Annotated in this window: 19 protein-coding genes; 5 read left to right on the forward strand and 14 right to left on the reverse strand. The window is 55.6% G+C overall.

Annotated features, from left to right (window positions below; all coding sequences use genetic code 11):
* Nucleotides 1-1,061: 1,061 nt before the first annotated feature.
* The 7 genes from WCO56_18645 to WCO56_18675 all read right to left on the reverse strand — a co-directional run bounded on the left by WCO56_18645 (nt 1,062) and on the right by WCO56_18675 (nt 8,329).
* Nucleotides 1,062-1,541 (reverse strand): redoxin domain-containing protein, encoded by a 480-nt coding sequence (locus WCO56_18645; GenBank protein MEI7731600.1) that lies wholly within the window; start codon nt 1,539-1,541, stop codon nt 1,062-1,064.
* 73 nt (nt 1,542-1,614) lie between these two features.
* Nucleotides 1,615-2,076, reverse strand: coding sequence for a thioredoxin-dependent thiol peroxidase (bcp, locus tag WCO56_18650; protein MEI7731601.1), 462 nt, complete (start codon nt 2,074-2,076; stop codon nt 1,615-1,617).
* Between the two features lie 269 nt (nt 2,077-2,345).
* Nucleotides 2,346-3,116 (reverse strand): class I SAM-dependent methyltransferase, encoded by a 771-nt coding sequence (locus WCO56_18655; protein MEI7731602.1) that lies wholly within the window; start codon nt 3,114-3,116, stop codon nt 2,346-2,348.
* A 64-nt stretch (nt 3,117-3,180) separates the two neighbouring features.
* Nucleotides 3,181-4,863, reverse strand: a complete 1,683-nt coding sequence (locus tag WCO56_18660) for a ribulokinase (GenBank protein ID MEI7731603.1) — start codon at nt 4,861-4,863, stop codon at nt 3,181-3,183.
* A gap of 45 nt (nt 4,864-4,908) precedes the next feature.
* Nucleotides 4,909-6,312 (reverse strand): L-fucose/L-arabinose isomerase family protein, encoded by a 1,404-nt coding sequence (locus tag WCO56_18665; protein MEI7731604.1) that lies wholly within the window; start codon nt 6,310-6,312, stop codon nt 4,909-4,911.
* A 57-nt stretch (nt 6,313-6,369) separates the two neighbouring features.
* Nucleotides 6,370-7,608 carry an ROK family protein gene (locus WCO56_18670; protein MEI7731605.1) on the reverse strand — a complete coding sequence of 413 codons (1,239 nt, stop codon included), beginning with the start codon at nt 7,606-7,608 and terminating at the stop codon, nt 6,370-6,372.
* Between the two features lie 43 nt (nt 7,609-7,651).
* The gene (locus WCO56_18675; protein MEI7731606.1) at nt 7,652-8,329 is read right to left on the reverse strand and encodes a response regulator transcription factor; all 678 of its coding nucleotides are present in this window, start codon (nt 8,327-8,329) and stop codon (nt 7,652-7,654) included.
* Nucleotides 8,330-8,471: 142 nt separating this feature from the next.
* Between WCO56_18675 and WCO56_18680 the strand changes: the two genes are divergently transcribed.
* Nucleotides 8,472-8,885, forward strand: a complete 414-nt coding sequence (locus tag WCO56_18680) for a peptide chain release factor-like protein (protein MEI7731607.1) — start codon at nt 8,472-8,474, stop codon at nt 8,883-8,885.
* 34 nt (nt 8,886-8,919) lie between these two features.
* Here the strand turns inward: WCO56_18680 and WCO56_18685 are convergent, their stop codons facing one another.
* The 5 genes from WCO56_18685 to WCO56_18705 form a co-directional block, all read right to left on the reverse strand.
* Complete coding sequence (locus tag WCO56_18685) at nt 8,920-9,390, reverse strand: dihydrofolate reductase (GenBank protein ID MEI7731608.1); 471 nt, start codon at nt 9,388-9,390, stop codon at nt 8,920-8,922.
* Between the two features lies 1 nt (nt 9,391).
* The gene (gene dnaA, locus WCO56_18690; GenBank protein ID MEI7731609.1) at nt 9,392-10,759 is read right to left on the reverse strand and encodes a chromosomal replication initiator protein DnaA; all 1,368 of its coding nucleotides are present in this window, start codon (nt 10,757-10,759) and stop codon (nt 9,392-9,394) included.
* A gap of 501 nt (nt 10,760-11,260) precedes the next feature.
* Nucleotides 11,261-12,679: a type I glutamate--ammonia ligase gene (glnA, locus tag WCO56_18695; protein ID MEI7731610.1), complete on the reverse strand. Its 1,419-nt coding sequence runs from the start codon at nt 12,677-12,679 to the stop codon at nt 11,261-11,263.
* A gap of 110 nt (nt 12,680-12,789) precedes the next feature.
* Nucleotides 12,790-13,128, reverse strand: coding sequence for a P-II family nitrogen regulator (locus tag WCO56_18700; GenBank protein ID MEI7731611.1), 339 nt, complete (start codon nt 13,126-13,128; stop codon nt 12,790-12,792).
* Nucleotides 13,129-13,229: 101 nt separating this feature from the next.
* Nucleotides 13,230-13,535, reverse strand: a complete 306-nt coding sequence (locus WCO56_18705) for a hypothetical protein (GenBank protein ID MEI7731612.1) — start codon at nt 13,533-13,535, stop codon at nt 13,230-13,232.
* Between the two features lie 300 nt (nt 13,536-13,835).
* Here WCO56_18705 and gltB point away from each other — a divergent pair, with 300 nt between their 5' ends.
* Entirely contained in the window at nt 13,836-18,461 is a 4,626-nt protein-coding gene (gltB, locus tag WCO56_18710) for a glutamate synthase large subunit (protein MEI7731613.1), read from the forward strand.
* A gap of 41 nt (nt 18,462-18,502) precedes the next feature.
* Nucleotides 18,503-19,987, forward strand: coding sequence for a glutamate synthase subunit beta (locus WCO56_18715; GenBank protein MEI7731614.1), 1,485 nt, complete (start codon nt 18,503-18,505; stop codon nt 19,985-19,987).
* A 65-nt stretch (nt 19,988-20,052) separates the two neighbouring features.
* Here WCO56_18715 and WCO56_18720 read toward each other — a convergent pair whose 3' ends face one another.
* Complete coding sequence (locus WCO56_18720) at nt 20,053-21,366, reverse strand: glucose-1-phosphate adenylyltransferase (protein ID MEI7731615.1); 1,314 nt, start codon at nt 21,364-21,366, stop codon at nt 20,053-20,055.
* Between the two features lie 263 nt (nt 21,367-21,629).
* Here WCO56_18720 and WCO56_18725 point away from each other — a divergent pair, with 263 nt between their 5' ends.
* Both WCO56_18725 and WCO56_18730 read left to right on the forward strand, forming a co-directional pair.
* Entirely contained in the window at nt 21,630-22,370 is a 741-nt protein-coding gene (locus WCO56_18725) for a hypothetical protein (protein ID MEI7731616.1), read from the forward strand.
* A gap of 2 nt (nt 22,371-22,372) precedes the next feature.
* On the forward strand, nt 22,373-23,008 hold the full coding sequence (locus WCO56_18730) for a methyltransferase domain-containing protein (protein ID MEI7731617.1): 636 nt from the start codon (nt 22,373-22,375) through the stop codon (nt 23,006-23,008).
* A gap of 106 nt (nt 23,009-23,114) precedes the next feature.
* On the opposite strand, the gene WCO56_18735 is transcribed toward WCO56_18730, so the two are convergent.
* Nucleotides 23,115-25,094, reverse strand: a complete 1,980-nt coding sequence (locus tag WCO56_18735; GenBank protein ID MEI7731618.1) for a DUF6600 domain-containing protein — start codon at nt 25,092-25,094, stop codon at nt 23,115-23,117.
* Between the last annotated feature and the right edge of the window lie 823 nt (nt 25,095-25,917).

Raw genomic sequence — 25,917 nt, forward strand, 5'->3', positions numbered from 1 at the left:
AACCCTCGCCGACCGGGGGGGAACCTCTGTTGGTCCGGGGGAACCTCGCCCCGGTCCGGGGGAACCTCGCCCCGGTACGGGGGAACTTCCCCCCGCCACGGGCAGAACCCTCGCGGACCGTGGGGGAACCTCTGCGGGTCCGAGGGAACATCGCCCCGGTCCGGGGGAAAATCCCCCCGGTACGGGCGGAACCTGCCCCGCCCCGGTGGAAACCTCCCCCGATCCGGGCAAAACCCGCCCCAGGCCGGGGAATGATTCGCCGGGGAGGGTGGTCGTGTCAGATACGCCGATTAGGCGCGCCACGGTTTGGGCGGGGGCGGGGGAAATGGCGGGGCTCGCGCTGGTTGGCGCGTCCAGTTGTCCGGTCGGAATTGTATCCAAAACCGCAACCCTTTGCCCGTAACGATCCATGTCGTTCCTTCTCTGTGTGCGTGCTGACGGAAGGGAAGCTAATCAGGTCGGCGGCGGGGTGCAATAAAATAATGCAGGAAAAGTGAAATAAGTTGGCGCGGCGTGTGGATGGTGGTGCAGGGGATTTCGACAGTGGGGAGATTCCCGGAGCTGCATACCCCCTCACCTCTTTCCTCTCCCTCGGGGAGAGGAGGTCCGTTCTGCGGCTGAGGGAGGAGATTATGGGGTGCTTGCAGGTCTTTGGCGTCCGACGCAGAATCCGTCCATGGCGGGAGCGCACGGAAGACCTTTGGAATATCAAAACGCCGCGCGCGCGGCATTCCCTCTCCCCGAAGGGAGAGGGCTAGGGTGAGGGGGTACGGAACTCTCAAATTCGGAATGCGGATTTCGGAATGCGGAATGGAGGGCCGACGACTATTAGGGCGGCAATTCCGAAATCCGAAATCCGAATTCCGCATTCCAAAGCGGCGGCAAGGCGTGGTGATGGGGGCCGCGACGCCGCTTTGGATGGGCGCACCAGCAAGCCGGTGGTTATCCCGTCCCGATGGGCGGAGGGGATACCGCCGAACGTCATTGGGAAGACGCAGCGGTATCCCGCGCTCACTCAAGTGGACGGGACCATTCCCAGTTGCAGGGTGGCGGATGAGAAATTAATTGAGCTTCGCCAGCACGGTCTTGACGGCTTCAAAGTTCGGCAGCTCCTTGGGGGTGGGAGTCTGTTCGCTGTACTGCACAATCCCCTGTTTATCCACCACGAAGGCCGCGCGCGCACTGGTGGCACCGAAACCGAACAGGTCGGGCAGCAAAACCCCATACGCTTTGGCGGTTTCCTTGTTGAGATCACTGGCGAGTTTGACGCCAATTTTTTCCTTCAGCGCCCAGGCTTCCTGGGCGAACGGGCTGTCAACACTGATGGCGATGACGTCCGCGTTCAGGCTGGCATAGGTGCTCAATCCGCCGGTGAGGCTGCACATTTCCTGGGTGCATACGCCGGTAAACGCCAGCGGGAAGAACAGGATGACGGTGTTTTTCTTGTCGAAGTTTTCGCTCAGCTTCACTTCAACCACGCCGGTGGCTTGTTTGGATTTGAGGGTGAAGTCGGGCGCCTTTGAACCTACTGGTATGGGCATAGTATTCCTTTGTTTATAGGGTTTGTTTTTTTGCGGAACCGTGTTTTTGAAATAATTTATGTTGCGGCTGATGCTAGATGGCATGGAGCACTTCTGCGGCATGTTCCTCGGGTTTTACCGTTGGCCAAATTTTCTTGAGGCGGCCATCCGGCCCGATCAGGAACGTAACCCGATTGGTGCCCAAATATTTGCGGCCCATGAACGTCTTTTCACCCCAAACCCCGTAGGCCTGCACGATTTTCTGGTCTTCATCGCCCAATAGGGTGAAAGGCAGTTTGAATTTCGTAATGAATTTTTGATGGGATTTGACCGAGTCTGTGCTCACCCCCAGAACGACGGCGCCTTTATCGGCAAGTTGACTGTACAGATCGCGAAAACCGCACGCTTCCTTGGTGCATCCAGGGGTGTCATCTTTGGGGTAAAAGTAAAGCACCACCACGTTGCCTTTCAGCTTGGAAAGGCTGATGGTTTCTCCGGTGTTGGCGAGGGCGGTAAAGTCCGGTGCCACATCACCTGCTTTGAGTTTCAGTTCCATAAACAGTGTGCTAGTCGTGGTTATGCATTGGCGACTCCATGCTCAGTATGCGTGCAATATAGTCGCTTTCATTCCAAGCGCAACTGAGACAACGAAATTTCAGACAAGGCACCGTTGACGATGCTGGCGTCGCCGGGAATGGTGGCACCGTGTTTGAAAATGTAAAAACATGGAACCCCACTTGTCCTGGAAATTACGGAATTCGCCGAAATACTCAGGCGCCATCTCCGCCTTTCTCTTCAGTAGTGGAGTGTGCGGTATTCGCGATGCTAAACTGTTGGTTTTTGGGCGGTAAAATACACCCACGGATCTTCGGCCTTGGTCAAGGTGCCTTTTGAGGGGAATGGCTGGCCATCGGTCAAACGGTAGGCGGTAATTTCGGTGAACCCCAGATTTTCCAATGTGCGCCAGTCCACTTCCGGTTTGATATAAAAATTGCGAACTCGAAACGCATGAGTGCCGTCGTGAACCATGACGCTCTCCGCCTGCAACATGCGCGATAAGGGCGGATTTAGGATCATTTGCAGGCCGTTTTTTAGCCGGCCTTTCGCTTTGGCAAGTATTCCACCGGCTGACTGCCGTTCTAAAATATGCGGCAACGCTCTTAGATTATGGGCTGAAAAACAAAACCTGCCACCCGGTGAAAGCAGGCGATAGATTTCCCGCATGATTTCGGTCCGTACTGGATTATTGAAGATATCCAGACCATTAAAACTAAACAAAACGAACTCAAATCTTTCGGCGGGAAACACCTTCAGCGTTCGCGCATCCAACCATTCAAACTGATACTTCTCCGCAAATAGCTCACGGCACTTCGCCACCATTGATTTGGAATAATCCACGCCGGTATATTCCTTGACCGCTGGCGCGAAATGATGCGTGGTCCGTCCCGCCCCCACGCCCAAATCCAACATGCGCGCCCGGCTCAAAAAGGAACGCTGCTGTTCCAAAATATACGCCTCCGGCGGCTGTAATTCGTGGCGGCTATAGAAGGCCACCACGGCCGGGTCCTCATAGGCGTTGCCCCATAATGATTTCATACGCGTTGTGTGCCGGTTTGACAGCGACGCCAGCGCTAATCGTCACACGGACATGTTTAAGCGCTCATCGGGTTTCATCGCGAATGACGAGCAAATCTTTCATTATGTTGGATACATCTGCCTGGTGTTTTGCCAGCCCAAACGCGTCGTGCATCTGGCGATAGAGCCGAAACAACCGTTCGTACACGGCTTGATTGGCCGGGATAGGGCGGAATATCTGTTTTTTTACTCCCGACATGACTTTGACTGCCGAACTGAAATCATCATAGCCGCCTCCAGCTTTGCGGGCGACCACCGCCCCGGCGATGGCCGCGCCTAGGGCACAGGTTTGGCTGCTGCGCGAAATCAGCATGGGCCGGCCAAGCACATCCGCATAAATCTGCATGGTGAGCGGGCTTTTCGCCGCAATGCCGCCACAATTGATGATGCGATCCACTTTCACGCCATATTCCTCAAGCCGTTCCACAATCACGCGGGCGCCATAGGCGGTGGATTCAATCAGCGCGCGATGGATTTCCGCCGGGGTGGAGTGCAGGGAAAGTCCCAAAATCATGCCCGTGAGGCGCTGATCCACCAGGACGGTGCGATTGCCATTATGCCAATCCAACGCTAACAGTCCGCTTTGGCCGGGCTTTTGCTTCGCCGCCGCATGTTCCAGCGATTCGTGCGAGCCAGCCTTGGGACCGCCTGGTTGCACCACATTTACGAACCAATTGAAGATATCTCCCACGGCTGATTGGCCGGCTTCCAGACCGTAATATCCTGGCAGCACGGATTCCGGCACAATGCCGCAAAGCCCTGGCACATCGGGCAAGTTCTGGCTCAGAGGCGCGGTCATGATATCGCACGTTGAAGTGCCCATGATCTTGACCAGCGCGCCAAGTGCGATGCCTGATCCGACGGCGCCGAGATGCGCGTCAAACGCTCCGACGGCGACTGGAATACCAGCACGCAGTCCCAGTTTTTTTGCCCATTCGGCTGATAAAACGCCCGCCGTGTCGCCCACATTGTAGCAGGTGTCAGGCAGGGTGGCGCGGACGGTGGCGAGGCGCGGATCGAGCACGCTCAAAAACTCAGCGTCCGGATAGCCCTTCCAGCCTGGATTAAACATGGCTTTGTGCCCGGCCGCACAGATGCCGCGTTTCATGGTTGCCGGATTGGTATTGTTGCACAGCACCGCCGGTATCCAATCGGCGCATTCCACCCATGAATACGCCGCCGCAAATACCTTGGGTGCGACGCGCGCGCAGTGGAGAATTTTGGACCAGAACCACTCGGAGGAATAACGGCCACCGCATTTGGCCAGGTACTCGGGTCGGAGCTTGGCGGCAACCTCGGTGATTTCCAGGGCTTCCGCGTGGCCCGTGTGATCCTTCCACAGCCAGGCCATTGCGGCGGGATGCTTGTCGAACGCCTTTAACAACGCCAGGGCGGTTCCGTTTTTGTCCACCGGCAGCGGCGTGCTTCCCGTGGTATCCACGCCGATGCCAATGATTTGATCCGGCTTGAATTTATTCCCCGCGTTTTTGATCGCTTGGCGCGTGCATTTCTCCGCGCCTTCGAGGTAATCCGCCGGATGTTGCCGGGCCAGGTTGGGATCTTTATGATCCAAAATGACTCCGGCCGCGCCGTGGCGGTAGTTCCAAGTGGCCGTGCCGACTTCTTTGCCGGTACCAACCTCCACAATCAGTGCGCGCACCGAGTTTGTGCCGTAGTCCAACCCCAGGGTATAAGTTTTTGCGGGCATAGTATTTTCTCAAAAATCAGGTTTGATTCAACCGCACTGGTTTATCTAGTCCCGATGCCAATAGGTCTGCCAGCCCAAGTAATTGGTCAACGCCTCATCCAGCGCTCCCGCCACCGTGGACTTGGTGGCCGCTACGTGATGCTCGAAGCCATTCCGGCAGATATAGGCCAGGAGTTTTTGCAGATTCGGAACTTCAAATACACCGTATCCGCCAAAGGTGTCCAATTTGTCATTGGTGAACTTGGCTTCACCATAATATGCGGCAATCCGCCCATTAAAGTCGTCGGTGGATACGCGGCAATAGGTGAACGGTCCGGGACTGATGCGGCCCACTATGGTGCCGTACGTGTTATCCTTGCCGACCGTGCCGGCAATGATTTCCTGGTAATCCATCTTTTGCTCGGCAAAGAAATCCTTTGGCAGATTGGAGCAATGGAACACCACCCCTTTGTTGGGATCGGTGCCAAAGTTGTTGTTCCAGTCGAGCAGGGCAGCGGGAGTGCCGGACGCGGCCTTCAAAACATACATGCCGATCAGGCCGGCAATATCGGTCTCGCAAGCGCTGGGCAACAGGCTGTTGGACATCATGCTCATCAAGGTGCAGGGCACCACCCCATAAAATTCTTCCAGCGAGGTCCAACATTGAATGGCGGTTGCGGATAGTTGCTTATCCTTGACCCAACGGTCAATGGCCACTCCCAATTTGGCCATGCGCATCAGGCTCTCAGACGGGATGCCTTTGGTCTTGGTGTAAGCCTGGATGGCCGCGAGTTTTTCCTGCACTTCGGTGTCTTGATCCTTCATCTTGCGAATCCACCCCAGCACTTCGGAGAGGTCCAGGGTTTCCACGGAGATGCCCGACAACTCCAGCAGCTTTTCGCTGTAGCGCACGGTGTTGAAGGCGGTTGGGCGGGCGCCGAGCGCGCCGATTCGCGCATGCTTCAGTTGCTTCATGATCCGGCAGGTGGCGACGAACTGCCGTAAATCCTCGCGGAACGACGGGGTGTTCGGGTCCACCGTGTGCAGCTTGGTCAGCGAATATTTGAGGCCATACTGGCGCAGGTTGTTGCACACGGACATTTTTCCGCAAAAACTGTCACGCCGATCCTTGATGGTCATTTTTTTTCCGTCGTCGTTAAAGGCGTGAACCAACACCGGCACATTCAACCCGGCCCAACGCAATGCATTGGCCACGGCACGTTCATCGCCAAAGTTCGGCAAGGTCACTAAAATGCCGTCTATACTCTCGCGGTGTTGTTTAAAGAGATCGGCACATTTTTGGGCATCGGTGAGGCTCTCCACCGCGCCAAATTTGGTGGCTTCCAGCGGCAGGGTTACCGCTTCGATGCCTTCGTCGGCGAGCACTTTTAAGATGTCGCGTCGTCCAGCTTCACACAAATGGGCCGGGAAGAATCCCCGGTTGCCTACAATGATACCAAGTTTTGTCATAAGTTTATTGTTTTTTTAAGATTAAACAGTTTTCCAATGGGGTTTCGAGAAAATTATTCATGGTTGTTTGGACGCGGTTCGCAGTTGGGGTTCGGACGGTGGCAGGGTGTCCAGGCTGTCGGGGTCTTCGACCGGGAACAACAGCCGATCCATGCCCGCCGCCACCAAGCCTGCCATGCGCCTGCGTGGCGCCGCCTTGCAGGTGACTTCTCCAAAACGCGCCCACATGGCACCCTGTTGTATGGCCAGCGATAGACGCTGCAACACCGCTGGTGGAAATTCCGTCAGGCTGCCGGTGACGACCACCTGGCGCAATCCCAGCACATTTAGCGAGCCGGCAATGATGATGCCCATGGCGTCCAAAGATTTCCCAAGCCACTCCGGTACCCCATTTTTCTCAAGGTGAGACATCAGGGCCTGCCAGGCATGAGGGGCGGGAGCGCCGGATTCCGCGTAACTTTTCACCAAGCCACGCCGGGAAAGCAAGGTTTCCACACAACCGATGGCACCGCAGCCGCAGCGGCGCTGGTTATCACGCACTGGGGTGTGTCCCAACTCGCCATTCAAGGGCAGGGGATTGCGGTACAGCCGTCCGCCTTCCACAATGGCGCCCCCTACTCCCTGATCGAAATCCACCAGCAAGAAATCTGTATCGTGAGGATGCATGATCAAATGGCCCAAGGCGAGCGCGCGGATTTCCTGGTTGAGAATTATCGGCAAGGGCCAGATTTCCCGTATCAAACTGGGGATGTCTGCCTGTTCCGTCCAGTGCAGATTGGGGGAAAATACCACCCGTCCGGTCTTTTCATTCACGATACCGGGAATGCTAGCGACGATTCCCCAGAGCCCTTTGACTGCGATTCCACGCCGCGTCTGTCGCAATCGTTGCTGCCATTCGCGAGGCGTGGAACCAGTTGGAAATACTGCGGACCAAACATCCTCCTGCCGCACTGCCAGAGGAACCGCCGTGATGGAGGTTTCGGCAACCTCGATTTGGATGGCAATAAAACGCGAGATAGTCGGATTCAGGCGCATTAACGTGGCAGGGCGCCCCATGCGCGCCGGGTTGCCGGCATTTTCAAAAGTGGCCTCGATTTCCGCGGCGTTTAACTCCTGGACAATTCCCAATTTTTGCAACGCGCAAATGATTTTCCCGGACGTTGGCTGACTCATGCCGGCGGCTTTGGCGAGATCGGCACGCGACGCCGCGCCCAAACGTGACAACAGGCCAATGATGGTCCGCTCATTCAAGCGGCGCAAGTTGGCGGGAATGGCCCCTGTGTGTGTGCCTAGCATAGTGTATTGTCAATCTGATACATGCATTCATTCAGGCAAAAGGTCAACTGACGGCATGAGGTATCAGTAATTTTTCCTCTTTGTACCCTGATACCATGCGTGCCGCCGGTCGGCACTTGAGTACGGCGTGCGTGCGGCATGGCACTTCTAATTTTGCGTACAGTCGGCGCACATAGGTTCGCACGGTATTAATGCTGATGGCCAGGCTGTCCGCGATTTGCTTGTACGGATAGCCTTGGGCAAGAAATTCAAGAATTTCCCGTTCGCGCGCTGAGAGGCCGGTTTGCGGTTGCAGGGTCGAAGTTTGCAACTGCACGCGATCAATGAGTTTACGTGCTACTTCGCTGGAAACCGGCGACTGTCCTCGCAATACGTCTTCCAGTATCTCAATCAACTTGGCTGGGGACTGCGACTTCAATCCGTACCCGGCGGCACCGGAAGCCAGAGTCTGCACGATCCAATCCACGTCTTCCCGGGGCAGTAAGGCGATAATTGGCGTGTTGCCGATAGCGCGATGAATACGGGTCAAAACCTCCAGTTCCTGCGGTTCCTCCAGTCCCAGCAGCACCAAGTCTGGCGGATTTTGGACGAATCCGGTTAAAGCGGTATCTCCGTCCGCATACGCGGCGGTGCAGTGGAAGGTGGGGGCACGGTTGAGACAGGCGGCGAGGTTTTCGCGGTACCGGCGATCTGAATCCAAAATGGCGATGGTGGCGCTCATACGGTTGAAACTTTCATTTATAAACTTTATTTAGTATATCAGACGCGTTGGCAAGCATAAAAATTCAAAATCTTGCAGTTCGCTTCGGTTCCGGAAAATTCTACGGCTTGCCTCAACTCCTCACACCCGATATGTTTTAATCATGAATGCATTTCCTGTCAGCCAGGATAAAGCGGATCAACTTGCCCGTCGCATGAACACCATGGGCGTGAGTGAGGGAGACCTGGATGAAACGTTTGTGCGCTCTGGCGGGCATGGCGGGCAGAACGTCAATAAAACTTCCACGTGCGTCATGCTGTTGCATCGCCCAACGGCCATTCAGGTCAAGTGCCAGAGCACGCGCCAACAGGGGCTCAACCGCTATATTGCCCGGCAGTTGTTGCTCGACAAGATTGAGGCGCTGCGCAAAGGGGTTGCGAATGCTGAGCGCGCCCGGATGGAGAAAATGCGTCGGCAGAAACGCGGGCGCAGTCGTGGTGCCAAAGCGCGAATGCTGGACGACAAGTCACGGCAGGCGCGCAAAAAAGTGTTTCGCAAAACGGTTCATGACGCGTGACCATCACCGTTCGTCTGGCAGTTCGTGAGCAAAATCACGCTGGCGTGCGGTTCACGTAGTGCAGGATTTTGAAATCGGCATTCTCAGCCAGTTGGGCTAGCAGCGTGAAGCGGTCTTCAAACGGCGGAAAAAAGACATCTCCGTCCATCTCACGCTGGATCAGGGTTAGGTACAAATCAGAGCAGTAGGGCAGGGCGATCCGGTAAATTTGCGCTCCGCCGCAGATGAATACGGAGCGGGTTTCGCCAGCCAGGTCAATCTGTTCGAGGTCGGTGATGGTGCGGACCCCGGGGTATTGAAAGTGTGTCCGGCTTAAGACCACAGTTTCGCGGTTCGGAAGCGGTTTGCCGATGGATTCAAAAGTCTTTCGCCCCATGACCAGCACCTGGCCGGTCGTCATTTGTTTAAACCATTTGAAATCTTCCGGTAAATGCCAGGGGATTTGATTCCCCCGGCCAATCACCCGGTTCAACGACATCGCAGCAATGGCTTTGAAACGCGTCAAATTACCGCAATAATTGTTTTTCCAGATGCTGCACCACCTTGCGTACATTGGCATCCACGTCCATGCGATCTTTGACCAGCCGGCAGGCGTGCAACACCGTGCCGTGATCGCGCCCGCCAAAGGCTTCACCGATGGTGTTCAGCGAACTTTCCGTCATCTGGCGTGACAGGAACATGGCGATTTGGCGCGGGAACGCGATATTTTCCGGACGGCGTCGGCTGGTCATGTCGGCCAGTCGGATGTCAAAATGTGCCGCGACACGTTTCTGGATGACTTCAATGCTGACGTTCGTTCGGCCTTCTTCCTGAAGCACTTCATGCAGCAATCCTTCCACGGATTCGATGGTCACTTTTTTCCCCGTAAGTTGCGCGTAGGTGGCTACCCGGATCAGGGCGCCTTCCAATCGGCGAATGTTCGTGCGGATGTGATTAGCGAGAAAGTCCAATATTTCATCCGGCAGCGTCGCTCCCATCAATGCCTGTTTTTTTCGCAGGATGGCGGTGCGCGTCTCCACGTCAGGCGGTTGTACATCCGACACCATGCCCCATTCAAATCGAGAGATCAAACGGTCTTCCAACCCCTGAATTTCACTGGGGGGACGATCACAACTGAGCACAATCTGCTTGTGGGCTTCATGCAGTGCGTTGAAGGTGTGGAAAAATTCCTCCTGGATGCGCTCCTTTCCCGACAAAAATTGCACATCGTCTATCAGCAAGACATCCGTCTGCCGATATTTTTTGCGGAAGCGCGGCAGACTGCTGGATTGCAACGCCTCAATAAACTCATTGGTAAATTTCTCCGAGGAAACATACACCACCCGGGCACCCTTCTTGTGCGCGCTGACGTATTGTCCGATGGCATGGAGCAGGTGCGTTTTTCCCAATCCGACGCCACCGTAAAGGAAAAGTGGATTGTACGTTTTGCCGGGGGTATTCGAGACCGCCAACGCAGCACCGTGGGCCATGATGTTATTATCACCGACCACAAACGTCTCAAACGTATTTTTTGGGTTGAAGAGACTTTCGCGATTCAACTGGTTGCGATCCGCTTCTGGCTCGACTCGCGATTTGGCAGCGACAACTGGTGATTCTGCTGTCACGATTGGGATCACTTGTGCCTGGCTGATGCGGAATTTGACATGCATGGGTTGACTGGCCGCAAGCGTGACTGCGTCGCGCAACAATCCCAGATAATTATCTTTGAGCCAGACTTCACAAAAGTCATTGGCAACTTCCAAGGTTATGCATCCTTCCCCAAGGTCGGCAGCCTTGATCGGGGCGAACCAGAGACTGTAAATTTCCGGGTTCAGCATAGTCCGGAGGGTATCCTGTGCGGACCCCCAAATCTTATCGGCAGATGGTAGCATCATTTAACTTCTCCTCCCGGTATTTCCGGGCTTTATTCACCTGACACGGCTTCGCATTTGTCACCCTCTGCGTCGGCGGTACTAAAAAATCTTATTGGATCGGAAAAACTTGTGGTTATTTCGGTCACATTACTCTTTACCGCAGTGCGTAACAAATGCATAAGTTACTTATCAACAACTACTTATAAAATTACTCGCCTTTATATTCAAATTCTTAAACCTCAGTTTTACCGGCGCCAGTCATCGCAAAGCGCAGGTGACTTTTAGGTTAAATTCAACCGGCTGGCTACAACAATGTATTCACTCTTATTCACAAGTTATTCTCATGCGCTGAATACCCCGTAAAATCAGGCTGTTTTTGACCATGAATAACCAGCAGACTTGTTTTTTCGATCAATTTTCACCAATTCAAAAAAATCCCTCGATTTTACCGACTTCCTAATCCCATCCAAGGGAAAAAAAGGCGCCTTGATAACAAGGCGCCTTTGATAAAACTTTCAAGCGTTACACATCATAGTACAGATGGAATTCATACGGATGCGGGCGCAGACGCAACGCATCATGCTCCTTGCGTTTGGTGCTGATCCACATTTCCAGAAAGTCCTTGGTGAACACGTCACCCTTCAACAGAAAGTCATGGTCCTTCTCGAGGTAGTCCAGCGCCTCGCCCAGACTCGCCGGCACCTGCGGAATTTTCGCGTGTTCTTCCGGCGGCAATTCGTACAGGTTCTTGTCCATCGGTTCGCCTGGATCAATCTTGTTCAACACCCCGTCCAGCCCCGCCATCAGCAGCGCCGCGTTGTTCAGGTACACATTCGCCGACGGGTCCGGCGGGCGATATTCGATCCGTTTAGCTTTTGGGTTGTCGCTGTACGTTGGAATGCGCACGGCTGCGGAACGATTGCGCGCGCTGTACGCCAGATTCACTGGGGCCTCATAGCCAGGCACCAGCCGCTTGTACGAGTTGGTCGTCGGGCTGCAAATGGCACACAGCGCCTTGGCGTGCTTCAAGATGCCTCCTGCGAAATTCAGCGCCATCGGGCTCAACCCCGCATAACCGGTGCCTGCAAACAAGGGTTTGCCCTTCTTCCAGATGCTGATGTGCGTGTGCATTCCCGACCCATTGTCGCCAAATAGCGGCTTGGGCATGAACGTCGCCGTCTTGCCGTACTTCTTGGCCACGTTCTTCACCACGTACTTGTAGATCATCATCTTGTCCGCGCAGCTCACCAGCGTGTCAAACCGGATGTCAATCTCCGCCTGGCCTGCCGTTGCCACTTCGTGGTGCTGCCGTTCGATGCTCACGCCCAACGCTTCCATTACCAGGCACATCTCGGTGCGGATATCCTGCTGGGTGTCCGCCGGGGCCACCGGGAAATAGCCTTCCTTGTGGCGAATCTTGTTGCCCAGGTTCGGCATCTCGTCGCGGCCCGTGTTCCAGACGCCTTCACCGGAATCAATTGTGTGAAACGAGCTGTTGCACTTGGTGTCATACTGGACATTATCAAAAATGAAGAACTCGGCTTCCGGCCCGAAGAACGACTGGTCGCCCACGCCGGTGCTAATCAGATACTTTTCGGCCTTTTGGGCCACGCCACGGGGATCGCGGCTATACGGTTCTTTGGTGCCAGTCTCGGCCACCGTGCAGGTGAGCGACAAAGTGGGAACGGCCATGAACGGATCAATGAATGCGGTGTCCGGATCGGCCATGACCAGCATGTCCGAGGATTCAATGGACTTCCAGCCACGAATGGACGAACCGTCAAAGCCCAAGCCCTCGGCGAAGACCTCCTCCGTCAGTTCGGCAATCGGGCAGGTGAAATGCTGCCAGGTGCCAAAGGTGTCCACAAATTTGAAGTCCACCATTTTGGCGGCATTCTTCTTGGCCAATTCAATTACGTTTTTTGGGGTGGTTTTTGCCATAATTTTTATAATTAGATTGGTTTTAACTTCCATTTCGCCGAGCCCAGGCGAAAAAAATCCCTCCGGCCTGCGCACCTGTCTCGGGTGCGTGGAACCAGTGGGGAAAGGGATTAAACGGCTTTATCGCCGGTCTCTTCGGTACGGATGCGAATCGCGTTATCCACCGGCAGCACAAATACTTTGCCATCGCCGATTTTTCCAGTGCGGGCGGATTTGACGATCGCGGTGACTGCTGTCTCGACCAAATTGTCGGGCAGGACAATCTCGATCTTGATCTTGGGCAAAAAATCCACCGTATATTCGCTGCCGCGGTAGATTTCGGTATGGCCTTTTTGACGGCCAAAACCTTTAACTTCACACACGGTCATGCCTTCGATGCCCGAAGCGGTGAGGGCTTCTTTCACATCTTCCAATTTAAACGGCTTAATGATGGCTTCGATTTTTTTCATTTAAAGTTGCTCCACGGGCAATACTAGCATTGATGCAGTGGCTGTAAACAGGATTTTAGAAAAATCGTTCGGCATGTTTCCGGGCCGGGTGTATTGGCGCCTCAGGTCTGTGCCGAGCGCGCGGGTTTGGATGCGAGTTTATGCTGATAGGGCGAATGCAGGTTGAAATAAATGCCGCACGCCGGGCGGTCACCATCCGTCTGGCTGATTATCACGGTCAGGTGGCGGTCCAACGCAATCCCATGGCGCAGGTTTGCCCCACGCTTTTCGTAGGCATCAATGGCCTTGACGACCAGCGAGCGCAGGCTCGTCTCGCATTCATCCGGGGTCTTGTCCACGCAGATGATGTATTTATCGTAGGCCTTTAGCGCCTTCTCAATTTCAGTTTTGAACAGGTCAACGGTCACGACCAAAATCTAGTGCCATTCAGGGACGAATGAAAGGGGAAACTGGTGGGGCTATGCAAATAACTAATTGCAGCACCGATATTCGGTTCGATATATGCTTCACGCCCCTGGCCTCTCCAACGGGCTCTGGTTCTCTACCAGCGCGCGGAGTCGGGTGGATTTTGAATCGGCGTTGCCGGAAACCAGCTGCGAGCTACAAAAAAATTAACAGAAAGGTTGCGCCTTGACCAAGGAGAGGCAATACTAAACGGGTTTGTCGCGCCAAGTTAGGCGGCGACTAACAATGACGTAACGATGAACATGGAAGTAATGAACATGAACGGCGACGCGCAACAGGCCAGCGGTTTGCCAGCGACACAGGGCCTGTATGATCCGCAGCAGGAGCACGATGCGTGCGGGGTGGGGTTTGTGGTGAACATCAAGGGCGGACGCTCGCACGAGATCGTGCAGCAAGCGCTGCAAATCTTGAACAATTTGCGCCACCGCGGCGCGTGCGGGTGCGAAGATAACACCGGCGACGGCGCTGGGATACTGATCCAGATGCCGCACGAGTTCCTGGTGGAAGCCTGTGCCGAGACCAAACTGAAGCTCCCGGCGGCGGGCCAATACGGCGCGGGCAATGTATTCCTGCCGATGGATGCAGCGGAACGGAAGCGTTGTAAACAGCGCTTCGAGGAAATCATCCGCGAGGAAAGCCAGGAAGTCATTGGCTGGCGTATCGTGCCCACCAACAACGGGATGCTAGGTGCCACGGCCAAGGCCGGTGAACCGTTCATTGAACAGGTCTATATTGGGCGGAACCCGAATTTGAAAGATGCCCAGGCGTTCGAGCGGAAGCTATATATCATACGCAAACGGGGAGAAACCGCCATTCGCTATGCCAAACCGGGCATTACATGCGCCTTCTACGTGTGCAGCTTGTCGCAAAGGACGATGGTTTATAAGGGCATGCTCATGTCCGAACAGTTGGAGCAATATTTCCCGGAACTGGCCGACCCGGCCATGACGAGCGCGATGGCACTGGTGCATTCCCGTTTCAGCACCAATACGTTCCCAAGTTGGGACCGCGCGCATCCGTACCGGTACATCAGTCATAATGGTGAAATTAACACCTTGCGCGGCAACATTAACTGGATGCATGCCCGGCAGGCGATGATGGAATCACCCCTGTTTGGCGAGGATCTGAAGAAATTGATCCCGGTGATCTGCCCGGATGGCAGCGATTCGGCCATGTTTGACAACTGTCTGGAGTTGCTGGTGCTTTCCGGTCGTTCCCTTCCCCATGCGGTGATGATGATGATTCCCGAGCCATGGCAAAACCATGAGAGCATGAGCGCCGAGAAGAAGGCGTTTTATGAGTACCATCGTTGCATGATGGAACCGTGGGATGGCCCCGCCTCGATTGCCTTTACCGATGGGCTGCGCATTGGCGCGTGCCTGGATCGTAATGGCCTGCGGCCTTCCCGGTATTATGTCACCAAGGATGATCTGGTGATCATGGCTTCGGAGGTGGGCGTGTTGGACATTCCCGCCGCGCGGATCGCCCAAAAAGGCCGGTTGCAACCGGGTCGCATGTTGCTGGTGGATACCGAACAAGGCCGGATCGTCGCCGACGATGAAATCAAAAACACGATGGCGGCGGCCTTTCCATATCGGGATTGGCTGGGGAAACATCTGGTTGCCTTGGAGGATCTTCCCGAGGCTCCGCCAGTGGCCGAACCAGATCATAAGACCATTCTGCAACGGCAATGCGTATTTGGCTATACCTACGAAGATCAACGTTTCATTTTGGCACCCATGGCCAAGGATGGCGTGGAACCGTTGGGTTCGATGGGCACGGACACGCCGTTGGCGGTGCTCTCCAACAAGCCACAGTTGCTGTACAACTATTTCAAGCAACTGTTTGCCCAGGTGACCAACCCGCCCATTGATTACATGCGGGAAGCCATTGTGATGTCCACGGAGACCACGTTGGGTTCGGAGCGCAACTTGTTGCGACCGGAACCCGGGAGTTGCCGTTTCATCAAGCTGGAGACGCCCATTTTGGACAATGATCAATTGGCGCAGATCAAGAATCTCAACAGCCACGGCTTCAAGGCAGCGGTGTTGCCGATCCTTTTCCCGGTGGCGGAAAACGGTGCCGGCATGGAGCGGGCGATTGCCGAGTTATGTCGTCGGGCGGACAAGGCGATCAAGGATGGCGCGAATGTGCTGATTCTGTCGGATCGCGGAACGGACTGCAAACTGGCTCCCGTGCCGGCGTTGCTGGCGGTATCCGGCCTGCACCATTACCTGATCCGCGAGGGATTGCGGACGCGCGCGAGTTTGATCCTGGAATCAGGCGAACCCCGCGAGGTGCATCATTTCGCTCTGCTGGTTGGCTATGGCATCAGCGCGGTGAATCCGTACCTGGCCTTCGAGACGCTGGACGATATGATCCGCGACGGGTTGCTGGTCGGCGACCGTGAACACGCGATCAAAAATTACATCAAGGCACTGGTCAAAGGCATGTTGAAGGTGATCTCGAAGATGGGTATTTCCACGATTCAGAGTTACCGTGGGGCGCAAATTTTCGAGGCGATCGGACTGAATCAGGACTTGGTGAACAAATATTTTACTTGGACGCCCTCGCGCATTGAAGGCATTGGCATTCACGAGATTGCCGAAGAAGTCCGGCAGCGCCATGAGCGGGCGTTCCCGCCCATTCCGGTGGAGACCCAGACCTTGGATTCCGGCGGGCAGTACCAATGGCGGAGCGAGGGGGAATATCACCTTTTCAATCCGGTCACGATCCATAAATTGCAGCAAGCCGCGCGCAATAACAACTTTGACATGTTCAAGGAGTATAGTGCGGCGGTCAATAACCAGGCCAAGCACCTGTGTACCTTGCGCGGTTTGTTTGGGTTCAAATTTGCGCCGAACATTGTGCCGCTCTCCGAGGTGGAATCCGTGGAGTCCATCATGAAGCGGTTTAAAACCGGTGCAATGTCGTATGGGTCTATTAGCAAAGAGGCCCATGAGGCGTTGGCGATTGCGATGAACCGTATTGGTGGCAAGAGTAATACCGGTGAAGGCGGCGAAGATCCGGCGCGCTATGTGCCGCTGCCCAATGGCGATTCGCTTAACAGCGCCATCAAGCAGGTGGCCTCGGGACGCTTTGGGGTGACGAGCCTTTATCTGGTCAATGCCAAGGAACTTCAAATCAAGATGGCGCAAGGGGCCAAGCCGGGTGAAGGCGGGCAGTTGCCGGGAACCAAGGTTTATCCGTGGATTGCCAAGACGCGCCATGCTACGCCGGGGGTGGGATTGATTTCTCCGCCACCGCACCATGATATTTATTCCATCGAGGACCTGGCGCAATTAATTCATGACCTGAAGAACGCCAATCATCACGCCCGGATCAGCGTGAAACTGGTGGCGGAAGTGGGCGTGGGCACTGTGGCGGCGGGCGTCGCCAAGGCGCATGCCGACGTGGTGCTGATCAGCGGTCATGACGGCGGTACCGGCGCTTCGCCGTTGACCTCCATCAAACATACCGGCGGGCCTTGGGAGCTGGGGTTGGCGGAAACCCACCAAACGCTGGTGCTGAACGGGCTGCGCAGCCGTATCGCCGTGGAAGTGGACGGCCAATTGAAAACCGGGCGCGATGTGGTCATCGGGGCGCTGCTCGGCGCTGAAGAGTTTGGTTTTGCCACCGCGCCGTTGGTGACGCTGGGCTGCATCATGATGCGCGTCTGCCATAGCAACACCTGCCCGGTGGGCGTGGCCACGCAGGACCCGCGTCTGCGTAAAAACTTCTCCGGCAAACCGGAGTACGCGATCAACTTCATGCGTTTTATCGCCATGGAAGTACGCGAACTCATGGCACAATTGGGCTTCCGCACCTTCGAGGAAATGGTGGGGCGAACCGACCGTCTGGAAATGACGCGGGCCGTGGATCATTGGAAAGCCAAAGGGTTGGATTTTTCCAAAATGCTCTATCAGCCCGTGACGATCCGCGACACGGATCGTTTCTGTAATCAATCTCAGAATCATGGTCTGGAGCAGGCCATGGACCAACAAATGTTGCTCCGCTTGTGCGAACCGGCACTGGCGCGCGGCGAGCCGGTGCGTGCCGTGGTGCCGATCAAGAATTCAAACCGGGTGGTGGGCACCATGTTGGGCAGTGAAGTCACCCGGCGTTATGGCGTCGAAGGGCTACCGGCGGATACCATTCGCCTTCACTTCAAAGGCTCGGCGGGCCAGAGCTTCGGGGCGTTCATGCCGTCCGGCATCACATTTGAACTGGAAGGCGATGCCAACGATTACATCGGCAAGGGACTCTCGGGGGCCAGGGTGGTGGTGTATCCGCCTAAAGGCTCGACGTTCCGTTCCAATGAAAACATCATCGTTGGCAATGTGGCGCTCTATGGTGCCACGCTCGGAGACGCCTATTTCAGCGGCGTGGCAGGCGAACGCTTTTGTGTGCGTAACTCGGGCGCCAACGCCGTCGTCGAAGGCATTGGCGATCACGGCTGTGAGTACATGACGGGCGGCACGGTGGTGATCCTTGGGCCGACCGGACGCAATTTTGCGGCTGGCATGTCCGGCGGTGTGGCATACGTGCTGGATGAAGCCGGCGATTTTGCGGTGCGCTGCAACAAGGAAATGGTTTCTTTGGACCCGTTGAGCGCGCTGGAGGATGTGGCGGAAGTGCGGCGGCTGATCGAAAATCACGCCCGCTTGACTCGCAGCCAGAAGGCCGGTGAGGTGTTGGCCAACTGGGACGTCTGCCAGAGCAAGTTCGTGAAAGTCCTGCCGAAGGACTACGCGCGCGTTCTGAAAGCGTTGGCGAAAGTCAAGGAATCCGGTCTGACCGGCGACGAAGCCGTCATGGCCGCATTTGAGGAAAACATTCGCGACACGTCCCGGATCGGCGGCGGATGAGCAAACCCGTTTAACAACCTTTTAACCGATTGTCATAGAACATGGGCAAACCTACTGGATTTTTGGAGTTTACACGCGAACTGCCGGCGGAAATCGCGCCGCTGGACCGCATTCGCAACTGGGATGAGTTTCATCTCCCGTTTGAGGAAAAGAAACTGCGGGCGCAAGGAGCGCGCTGTATGGATTGCGGCACGCCGTATTGCCACACCGGCATGATGCTGGCGGGCATGGCCTCCGGCTGTCCCATCAATAACCTTATTCCCGAGTGGAACGACTTGGTCTTTCGCGGATTGTGGCGCGAGGCGCTGCTGCGCCTGCACAAGACCAACAACTTCCCCGAGTTCACCGGCCGGGTATGCCCGGCCCCGTGTGAAGGGGCGTGCGTGCTGGGCATCATCCAGCCGCCGGTAACCATCAAGAGCATCGAATGCGCCATCATTGACAAGGGGTTCGACGAGCAGTGGGTGGTGGCGGAACCGCCCAAAAAGCGGACCGGCAAAAAAGTGGCGGTGGTGGGTTCCGGCCCGGCTGGGCTGGCGTGCGCGGCGCAATTAAACAAGGTGGGCCATCTGGTCACCGTCTTTGAGCGCGCCGACCGTGTTGGCGGACTGCTGATGTACGGCATCCCCAACATGAAGCTCGATAAAACAGTGGTGCAGCGCCGCGTGGACTTGATGAGCCAGGAAGGCATCACCTTTGTGACCAATACCGAGGTCGGCAAGCAATTCCCCACGGATCGTCTGCTCAAAGAGTTTGACGCGGTGGTCTTGTGCGGCGGGGCCACCAAACCGCGCGATCTCTCTATCGAAGGCAGAACCCTCAAAGGCGTGCATTACGCCATGGAATTTTTGACCGCCAACACCCGGAGTCTGCTGGATTCCAAGCTCGCCAACGGCAATTACATTTCCGCCAAGGGCAAGGATGTGGTGGTGATCGGCGGCGGTGACACTGGCACCGACTGCGTGGGCACCTCGATTCGTCATGGCTGCAAGAGCGTGATTCAACTGGAAATTTTACCCAAGCCCGTGGAACAACGCCCTGCCGATAATCCCTGGCCGCAATGGCCGCGCACGTTCAAAGTGGATTACGGCCAGGAAGAGGCGGCCGCGTTGGCGGGGGAAGATCCGCGCAAGTATCGCATCACCGCCACCAAGTTTCTGGCGGATGATCAAGGCCAGGTGCGCGGCGTGCGCACGGTGTTGGTGGACTGGAAAAAGGACGAGCAGGGGCGCATGATTCCCCAACCGATTCCCGGCACGGAACACACGCATTCCGCGCAATTGGTGTTGCTCGCCATGGGTTTTCTGGGGCCGGAAGAAATGTTGCTGGACTTCCTTGGCATCGAGCGCGACCCGCGCTCCAACGTCAAGGCCGAACACGGCAAGTTTGCCACCAATATCAAAGGTGTATTTGCCGCCGGCGATATGCGCCGTGGCCAGAGCCTGGTCGTGTGGGCGATCAACGAGGGACGCGGTGCGGCGCGCGAATGCGACCGCTACCTGATGGGGCACTCGGACCTGCCGTAAGGGCTCAGCCCGAAAAATCCGAAAATCAGTTTCTTCAGGCTGATCAGTACTGAGGCACTCGCATCTTAAATGATGGTGCCGTGAGGAATCACCGCATTCTTCGGAATGATGACGATGCCATCGCGGATGTAATATAACGGATGATCCACTTTATCCGGCTTGCCAGAGGGTGAAATTACCACGTTATCACCGATCCGCGCGTTTTTATCAATGATCGTGTTCTCAATGCGTGAGTTCTGTCCCACGCCGATGCGCGGACGTCCGGTGGATTCGTTGGCCAGGATGGATTCGGCGGATTCATAATAATCCGAGCCCATGTAAATCGTCCGGTGCAAATAGCTGCCGGAGCCGACGGTGCCACGCAGACCGATGATGGAGTAGGCGATGGCAGCGCGGTTGATGATACAGCCGTCGGAAATGATGGCATGATCAATGGATGCCCCGTTGATTTTCGAGGGCGGCAGGAAGCGCGGACGGGTGAAAATCGGCGACAACATGTCAAAGAAATTGAAGCGCGGCAGTTCGGCGCAGCAGTCCAGATTGGACTCGAAGAAACTGCGAATGGTGCCGATGTCTTCCCAGTATCCTTGAAATACGTGCGAGAATACTGATTGAGAGGAAATGGCGCTGGGAATGATGTGCTTGCCAAAGTCGGTGTCATTATTCTTGGTCAGGACATCAATGAGCAATTGGCGGTTGAAAACGTAAATACCCATGGAGGCGAGGAATAATTCCTCCTGACTTTCAATGCCCAGGCTGCCATAGGAGGCGGGGTCCACGTGCAGCGCGTCCAGCGCTTCTGGTTCCTTTGGTTTCTCGACAAATTTGGTGATCCGGCGATCCTTGTCAATCTGCATGATGCCCAAGGAACTGGCTTCGTGGCGGCGCACCGGGATGGTGGCGATGGTTAGCGCGGCGCCGGATTGCACATGCTGATTGATGATATGCCGGAAATCCATGCGGTACAATTGGTCACCGCTCAGGATCAGCATGTACTCAAAATTATTATTCAGGAAGTGAATCAGGTTTTTGCGCACGGCATCAGCGGTACCCTGATACCACGATGTGCTGGAAAAGGTCTGCTCCGCTGCGAGAATTTCCACGAAACCTCCGGAAAAATGGTCAAACTTGTAACTCTGGGAAATATGACGGTGGAGCGAGGCGGAGTTGAACTGGGTGAGCAGATAGACGTGTTTCAACCCGGAATTGATACAGTTCGAGATAGGGATGTCCACCAGCCGGTATTTGCCACCCAGCGGCACAGCCGGCTTGGAACGTTCGCGGGTTAGTGGAAATAAACGGGTACCCTGGCCGCCACCCATGACGACCGACAAGACTTTATCCGTGTTAAAAATAATACGCTCAGTGCTCTGTGACATAACTAAATCCTTTCGTATGGATCAATGCCGCTCAATACATACCCTATTTCTGGCTCATAAGGCAAGGCGAATAGTCTTGATCATAAGTATTTGAATGAAAAGACATTATAACCAGATAAATGGGCTGTTAGGCACGCTGGGTTAAAATTACGCTTCGGTTTTCGGATGTAACCGGGTGGCAAGGAACCCCGGAAACAACGAACGTTTTAAACGATTGACCACTTTTCCATTGTCTCTCCAGCGACAGCTCGTACCATGTCCGTATGTCTGCGCTGGAAACAAGTGCTGAACCGGCAGTCACCCGGGAACAATTGATCGGGTTGGCTCGCCAGATCGTGCGCGAAGCCCGCTTTTGGGCGGTGACCTTGTCGGCCCATGCGCCGGTGGAAAGTCCGGCCATCCGGCACAAGGTGTTTGTCGAGGTGCTGGCCTTTTCCACGCGATTGGTGGAACTCAAATTCCAAGCGGGCGACGTGCGTTGCGAGGTCTCGTATGCCGCATTACTTAAGGATATTCAGCAGGCGCATGCCCAAGCCCGGATTCAGCGTGCGCTGATTGCGCCGGATGCCGCTATCAAAGAGTCCCTGGCTTCAGTGGATGAGGAAGCAATGCCCGCGGAAGAGTATCAGGCAACTGTGTATTCCATTTCCCGAAAGGAAGAGTGCCCGTTCACGGATGAAATGTTCGAGGAGTTTTGCCGCGCCACCGGGCTGGAATCGCGGTCTTTGGTTGGCAGTGGCGCCAATCTGGCGACCGTGGTGTTTTATTTTGTCATCTTTGGCCTGCTGGGTTTTGGTGAGGGCGCGACGCGGGGTGAACGCAACCGGGTGCTCAAAGACACGCGCCTGTGCCAGCAACGGCTGGGGATAATGATTGAGCAATTCCTGGCAAACCCGGAAGGTTTCAACTCGCTGCTGGCTGAAATTCGTCAGTTATCCCGGCATACTTTCGGCAGTTTACCGGACCCGATGTTCGTCCGGTTGCTTACCGGGAAAGGCCAATAACCATGCCCAGCCACCGCTTTAACACCAATGATTGGCGCCGCCGTTGTTACAGTTTGGGTGCCCCGGTGTATGATTTACTGGTGCGCGGGTTTCGTCCCTGGCGTCGGCGTTCGCTGGAACTGCTGGCGTTACAGCCAGGTGAGAAGGTTCTGCTGATCGGCGCGGGTACGGGTGAAGATTTGGAATTCCTGCCGTCGGGTGTGCGGGTGACCGCGATTGATCTCACGCCGGCCATGCTTGACCGGCTTAAAAAACGCGCTGTCCGGCTGAATCTGCAAGTGGATGCCCGCGTCATGGATGGGCATCAGCTCGCGTTTCCCGATGCCACATTTGACGTCGTGATCCTGCATTTGATTCTCGCGGTCATACCGGACCCGGTGCGGTGTGCGCGCGAGGCGGCACGGGTATTGCGCCCGGGCGGGCGGGTAACCATCCTGGACAAGTTTCTACCCGATGGCAGGCCGCTGCCACTGGCGATTCGCCTGCTGGCCCCTGTGATTGGATTTTTCGGTACGGAGATCAACCGTCAACTCGGCCCTATCCTTGCGGGAACCGATCTGGATATCACGCGCCAGGAACCTTTGGGAATGCGCGGCTTTTTCAAAATCGTGCTGGCACGAAAGCCGAGCGCGCCGTAGCTGTCGAGCGGTGGGAGACGAATTTTGGGTTGAATATTCGCCGTGTTACCTTGGAAAATACCTGGCTATTCCTTCTGTCAGCATCAAGGCATTCTCCATGAGTTTCTCACGGTTTCTTATTCTTGTTCGAACTATCCCCAGGCGGCGTGTGGGAGGTTGCGGATGCATCCGGACGTGAAGCTGGAATCACTGGAGACGGCGTGGTTAACACTGTGCGCGGTTGGTAACTGAACGTAGGGCGACTCACTTCCATGGGACGCGAGGGGGGCGGGGCGGAGAGGGTGGTTGTGATCGGCGCTTTAAACGTGAGGGCGGGCGGGGTGTTATTGACGTTACCCCGGGAGGGCTGGTTTATCGCGCTGAAGGTGTTCACTGGCAGGGTGGGGCCTTGCGCCACAACACGGGTTTCTAGCGCTGGTTTTACTGGCGTGGGAGCGGGTGTTTGAGAATCGCGATTCAGGCGCGGCATAACCGGTGTTGCCGTCGGTTGCGATGGTGGCGCCACCGGCGTCGTATGGGTATTTTGGTTTACCTGAGTTTTTTCCGGAGTTGCGTTGTGTTTCGGTGTTATGATTGCCGGATTTGGACGAATGATGTCTGGCCGTGGACCAGGAGAGGGCATGATTTCCACCGGTCTGGTGGCGACAGGCGCCGGCACGATTGGGCGCGGAGTTTGGGAGGGCATGGTAACGATTGGCGGCACCGGAAGACTGGGCGGTTTGATTACGTCACGGGTGATGGGGGTGTTATGGGGGACAACTCCCATGGTTGGTGTGGAGTCGGCCAATACTTTCCGGAAAAGGACCTGGTTATTTCCCTGTTGCTCCAAGTGATCGGTGCGGGATTTTGCGGCGGAACCGGTGGGTAGATCGCGTACCGGAATTTGCGGCACCGGGGTCCGGCTGGCGGCAGCGACGGTATCCCGGCTGATGCCATAATTGACGATGATGTTATTTTGGTTTGGAACGTAATTATTCAACACCCGGGTCTGTTCATGGACGGCACGAACCTGGGTGGTTGGCACGGTAAAATTATGCACGGCGGGATCGTTGAAGCGTGACACCGGCACATACGTGTAGTGTTTGGCTTCCAATTCGAAGTCGTAATTCACTCCGACTTTCCGCCCGTGGTGCGTAAAACCGGTATTAACGGAAAAGTACGCGCCGGGCGGCAAGGGTGCCCAGCCACAGTAATCATGTGAGTAACGCCAGCTTACCCAAGCGGGAGCCCAAGTAGTGTCTGGCACCCAGAGCCACCCGCGCACCGAATGATGCTGCCAGCGCCCATAATGGAAGGCGGCCCAGCCCCAAGGATACTCGGATTGCCAATACCAGCCGTAATCGGTGTAGAGCCAGCGTCCACCTTGGCTATAGGGACGCCAACCTGGAGTGCTGTTAACGATTGCTGGTTGCCAGCAATACCCATAATCACCGACGTTGATCCAACTTCCGTAAGGTGAAAGCGAGGAGTAAAAGGTATTATTGACCACCACTGGCTGCGCCGCTGGCGTGTCGGTTACCACCGGAGGCAATGGCGGCGGACTTACCTGTGTTGTGACCGGCAAGGATGGCGTAACCACGGTTACCGGTGTCGTGGGAGGTAGCACTGGCGGAGGTGGGCTGGTCGTGACGGCAGTTGTTGGGGGGGCTGGTTCGGTTCGGGCCGTCATCGGCGGCTCTCCCATTTTGGCCTCTTTGCGGAGCATGGCGGAGACAATCTGGGGCGACATTCCCAAATCGTTTAAATATACGATATGATCCGCCGTGAGCGGGAACGTGTACGCGGAATGCTCGATAAAAGCCAGCACCACATCTTCGCCCACCCCTGCATTGGAAAGCTTGATGACTTCCACCACCCCTGTGGGAAAGTTCATGACTGCGGGATCAAAGAACTTTTTCGGTGGTGGTGTGACCACTTTGGCTGCCTCGATGGGGGGGGCGGCGGTAACCACGACCACGGTTGGTGGTGGAGTTGTGTTTTTTTCCACACGGCTGGTTTGTTCGTTGGACGGCCTACATGCCACCAACCAGGTCAGGCAGATTCCCAACCCTGCTCCGATGACTCCCCGACGAAAGCTTGTTTTCATAATATTAGGGCAGTGAAATCACCGCCATTAACTCTGCGATAAACATACATTCTGTAATACCCGTTGTCACGCATACCCGTTGTCACGCCCTACCGATTTCCGGCACATCGCAGGCCAATGCCGTCCAACCGCGTGTCCATTGGACTCAATCAGGCGGAAGGCTATTCATTTGGCAAGTCCAAGCACGCGGCAGTGTGCCTGCGTTAATACCGGATAACCCAGCCAGTCCGGCGACAGGTGATGCGGTGGCTTTGCCGCAATAACCATGAACGCATGAACAGTGCGCAAAGCCAATTCTATCAATTTATCCCACCGCAATGGGCAGGATGCTGCTGCTGCTCACCGTAGCCGGGCAATCCCCCAGGCGGTTGCATCCAAGGACGGGTCATTGGCCTAGATAAATCCAAAACTTAGCCAGGTAACGTGAAAACTCAGCTAAATTTTTGAAAATCCAAGCCTCATTTAGAAACCGGCAAACCCCTAAACGGGCCGATGGGCAAACTTTAACGGAGGGGCGTTAAAGTAACTTGCGAGGTCGCCCTGGATGATCTTGACGCGCTTCCCGGAAAATCACCCTTGATTCCCCAACCGGTGCGGGCGTAGGGTCGTCCACATGCATCGTGAGCCAAAAGCAACGCTTCTTTACTGCAACACTACCAATGAAGGCGTGAATGGTACTTCAAACCCATTTCTTACCAGTTTTAGACATCGAGCTACGAAATCGCGTCTTTTAATCGCAGCCGTTGTTTTGTTCCTTGTTGTGATCACTTTGGTGCGCCAAGCAAGTCCGGTGCATCTAACTGAATGAAATGAATCAGTCATG

It is taken from the genome of Verrucomicrobiota bacterium, from assembly GCA_037139415.1.
Lineage (GTDB): Bacteria > Verrucomicrobiota > Verrucomicrobiia > Limisphaerales > Fontisphaeraceae > JBAXGN01.

Bases quoted from the DNA above. Each gene is read 5' to 3' on its own strand.
- WCO56_18645 (MEI7731600.1), bottom strand. From the start codon at position 1,541: ATGCCCATACCAGTAGGTTCAAAGGCGCCCGACTTCACCCTCAAATCC.
- bcp (MEI7731601.1), bottom strand. From the start codon at position 2,076: ATGGAACTGAAACTCAAAGCAGGTGATGTGGCACCGGACTTTACCGCC.
- WCO56_18655 (MEI7731602.1), bottom strand. From the start codon at position 3,116: ATGAAATCATTATGGGGCAACGCCTATGAGGACCCGGCCGTGGTGGCC.
- WCO56_18660 (MEI7731603.1), bottom strand. From the start codon at position 4,863: ATGCCCGCAAAAACTTATACCCTGGGGTTGGACTACGGCACAAACTCG.
- WCO56_18665 (MEI7731604.1), bottom strand. From the start codon at position 6,312: ATGACAAAACTTGGTATCATTGTAGGCAACCGGGGATTCTTCCCGGCC.
- WCO56_18670 (MEI7731605.1), bottom strand. From the start codon at position 7,608: ATGCTAGGCACACACACAGGGGCCATTCCCGCCAACTTGCGCCGCTTG.
- WCO56_18675 (MEI7731606.1), bottom strand. From the start codon at position 8,329: ATGAGCGCCACCATCGCCATTTTGGATTCAGATCGCCGGTACCGCGAA.
- WCO56_18680 (MEI7731607.1), top strand. From the start codon at position 8,472: ATGAATGCATTTCCTGTCAGCCAGGATAAAGCGGATCAACTTGCCCGT.
- dnaA (MEI7731609.1), bottom strand. From the start codon at position 10,759: ATGATGCTACCATCTGCCGATAAGATTTGGGGGTCCGCACAGGATACC.
- glnA (MEI7731610.1), bottom strand. From the start codon at position 12,679: ATGGCAAAAACCACCCCAAAAAACGTAATTGAATTGGCCAAGAAGAAT.
- WCO56_18700 (MEI7731611.1), bottom strand. From the start codon at position 13,128: ATGAAAAAAATCGAAGCCATCATTAAGCCGTTTAAATTGGAAGATGTG.
- gltB (MEI7731613.1), top strand. From the start codon at position 13,836: ATGGAAGTAATGAACATGAACGGCGACGCGCAACAGGCCAGCGGTTTG.
- WCO56_18715 (MEI7731614.1), top strand. From the start codon at position 18,503: ATGGGCAAACCTACTGGATTTTTGGAGTTTACACGCGAACTGCCGGCG.
- WCO56_18720 (MEI7731615.1), bottom strand. From the start codon at position 21,366: ATGTCACAGAGCACTGAGCGTATTATTTTTAACACGGATAAAGTCTTG.
- WCO56_18725 (MEI7731616.1), top strand. From the start codon at position 21,630: ATGTCTGCGCTGGAAACAAGTGCTGAACCGGCAGTCACCCGGGAACAA.
- WCO56_18730 (MEI7731617.1), top strand. From the start codon at position 22,373: ATGCCCAGCCACCGCTTTAACACCAATGATTGGCGCCGCCGTTGTTAC.
- WCO56_18735 (MEI7731618.1), bottom strand. From the start codon at position 25,094: ATGAAAACAAGCTTTCGTCGGGGAGTCATCGGAGCAGGGTTGGGAATC.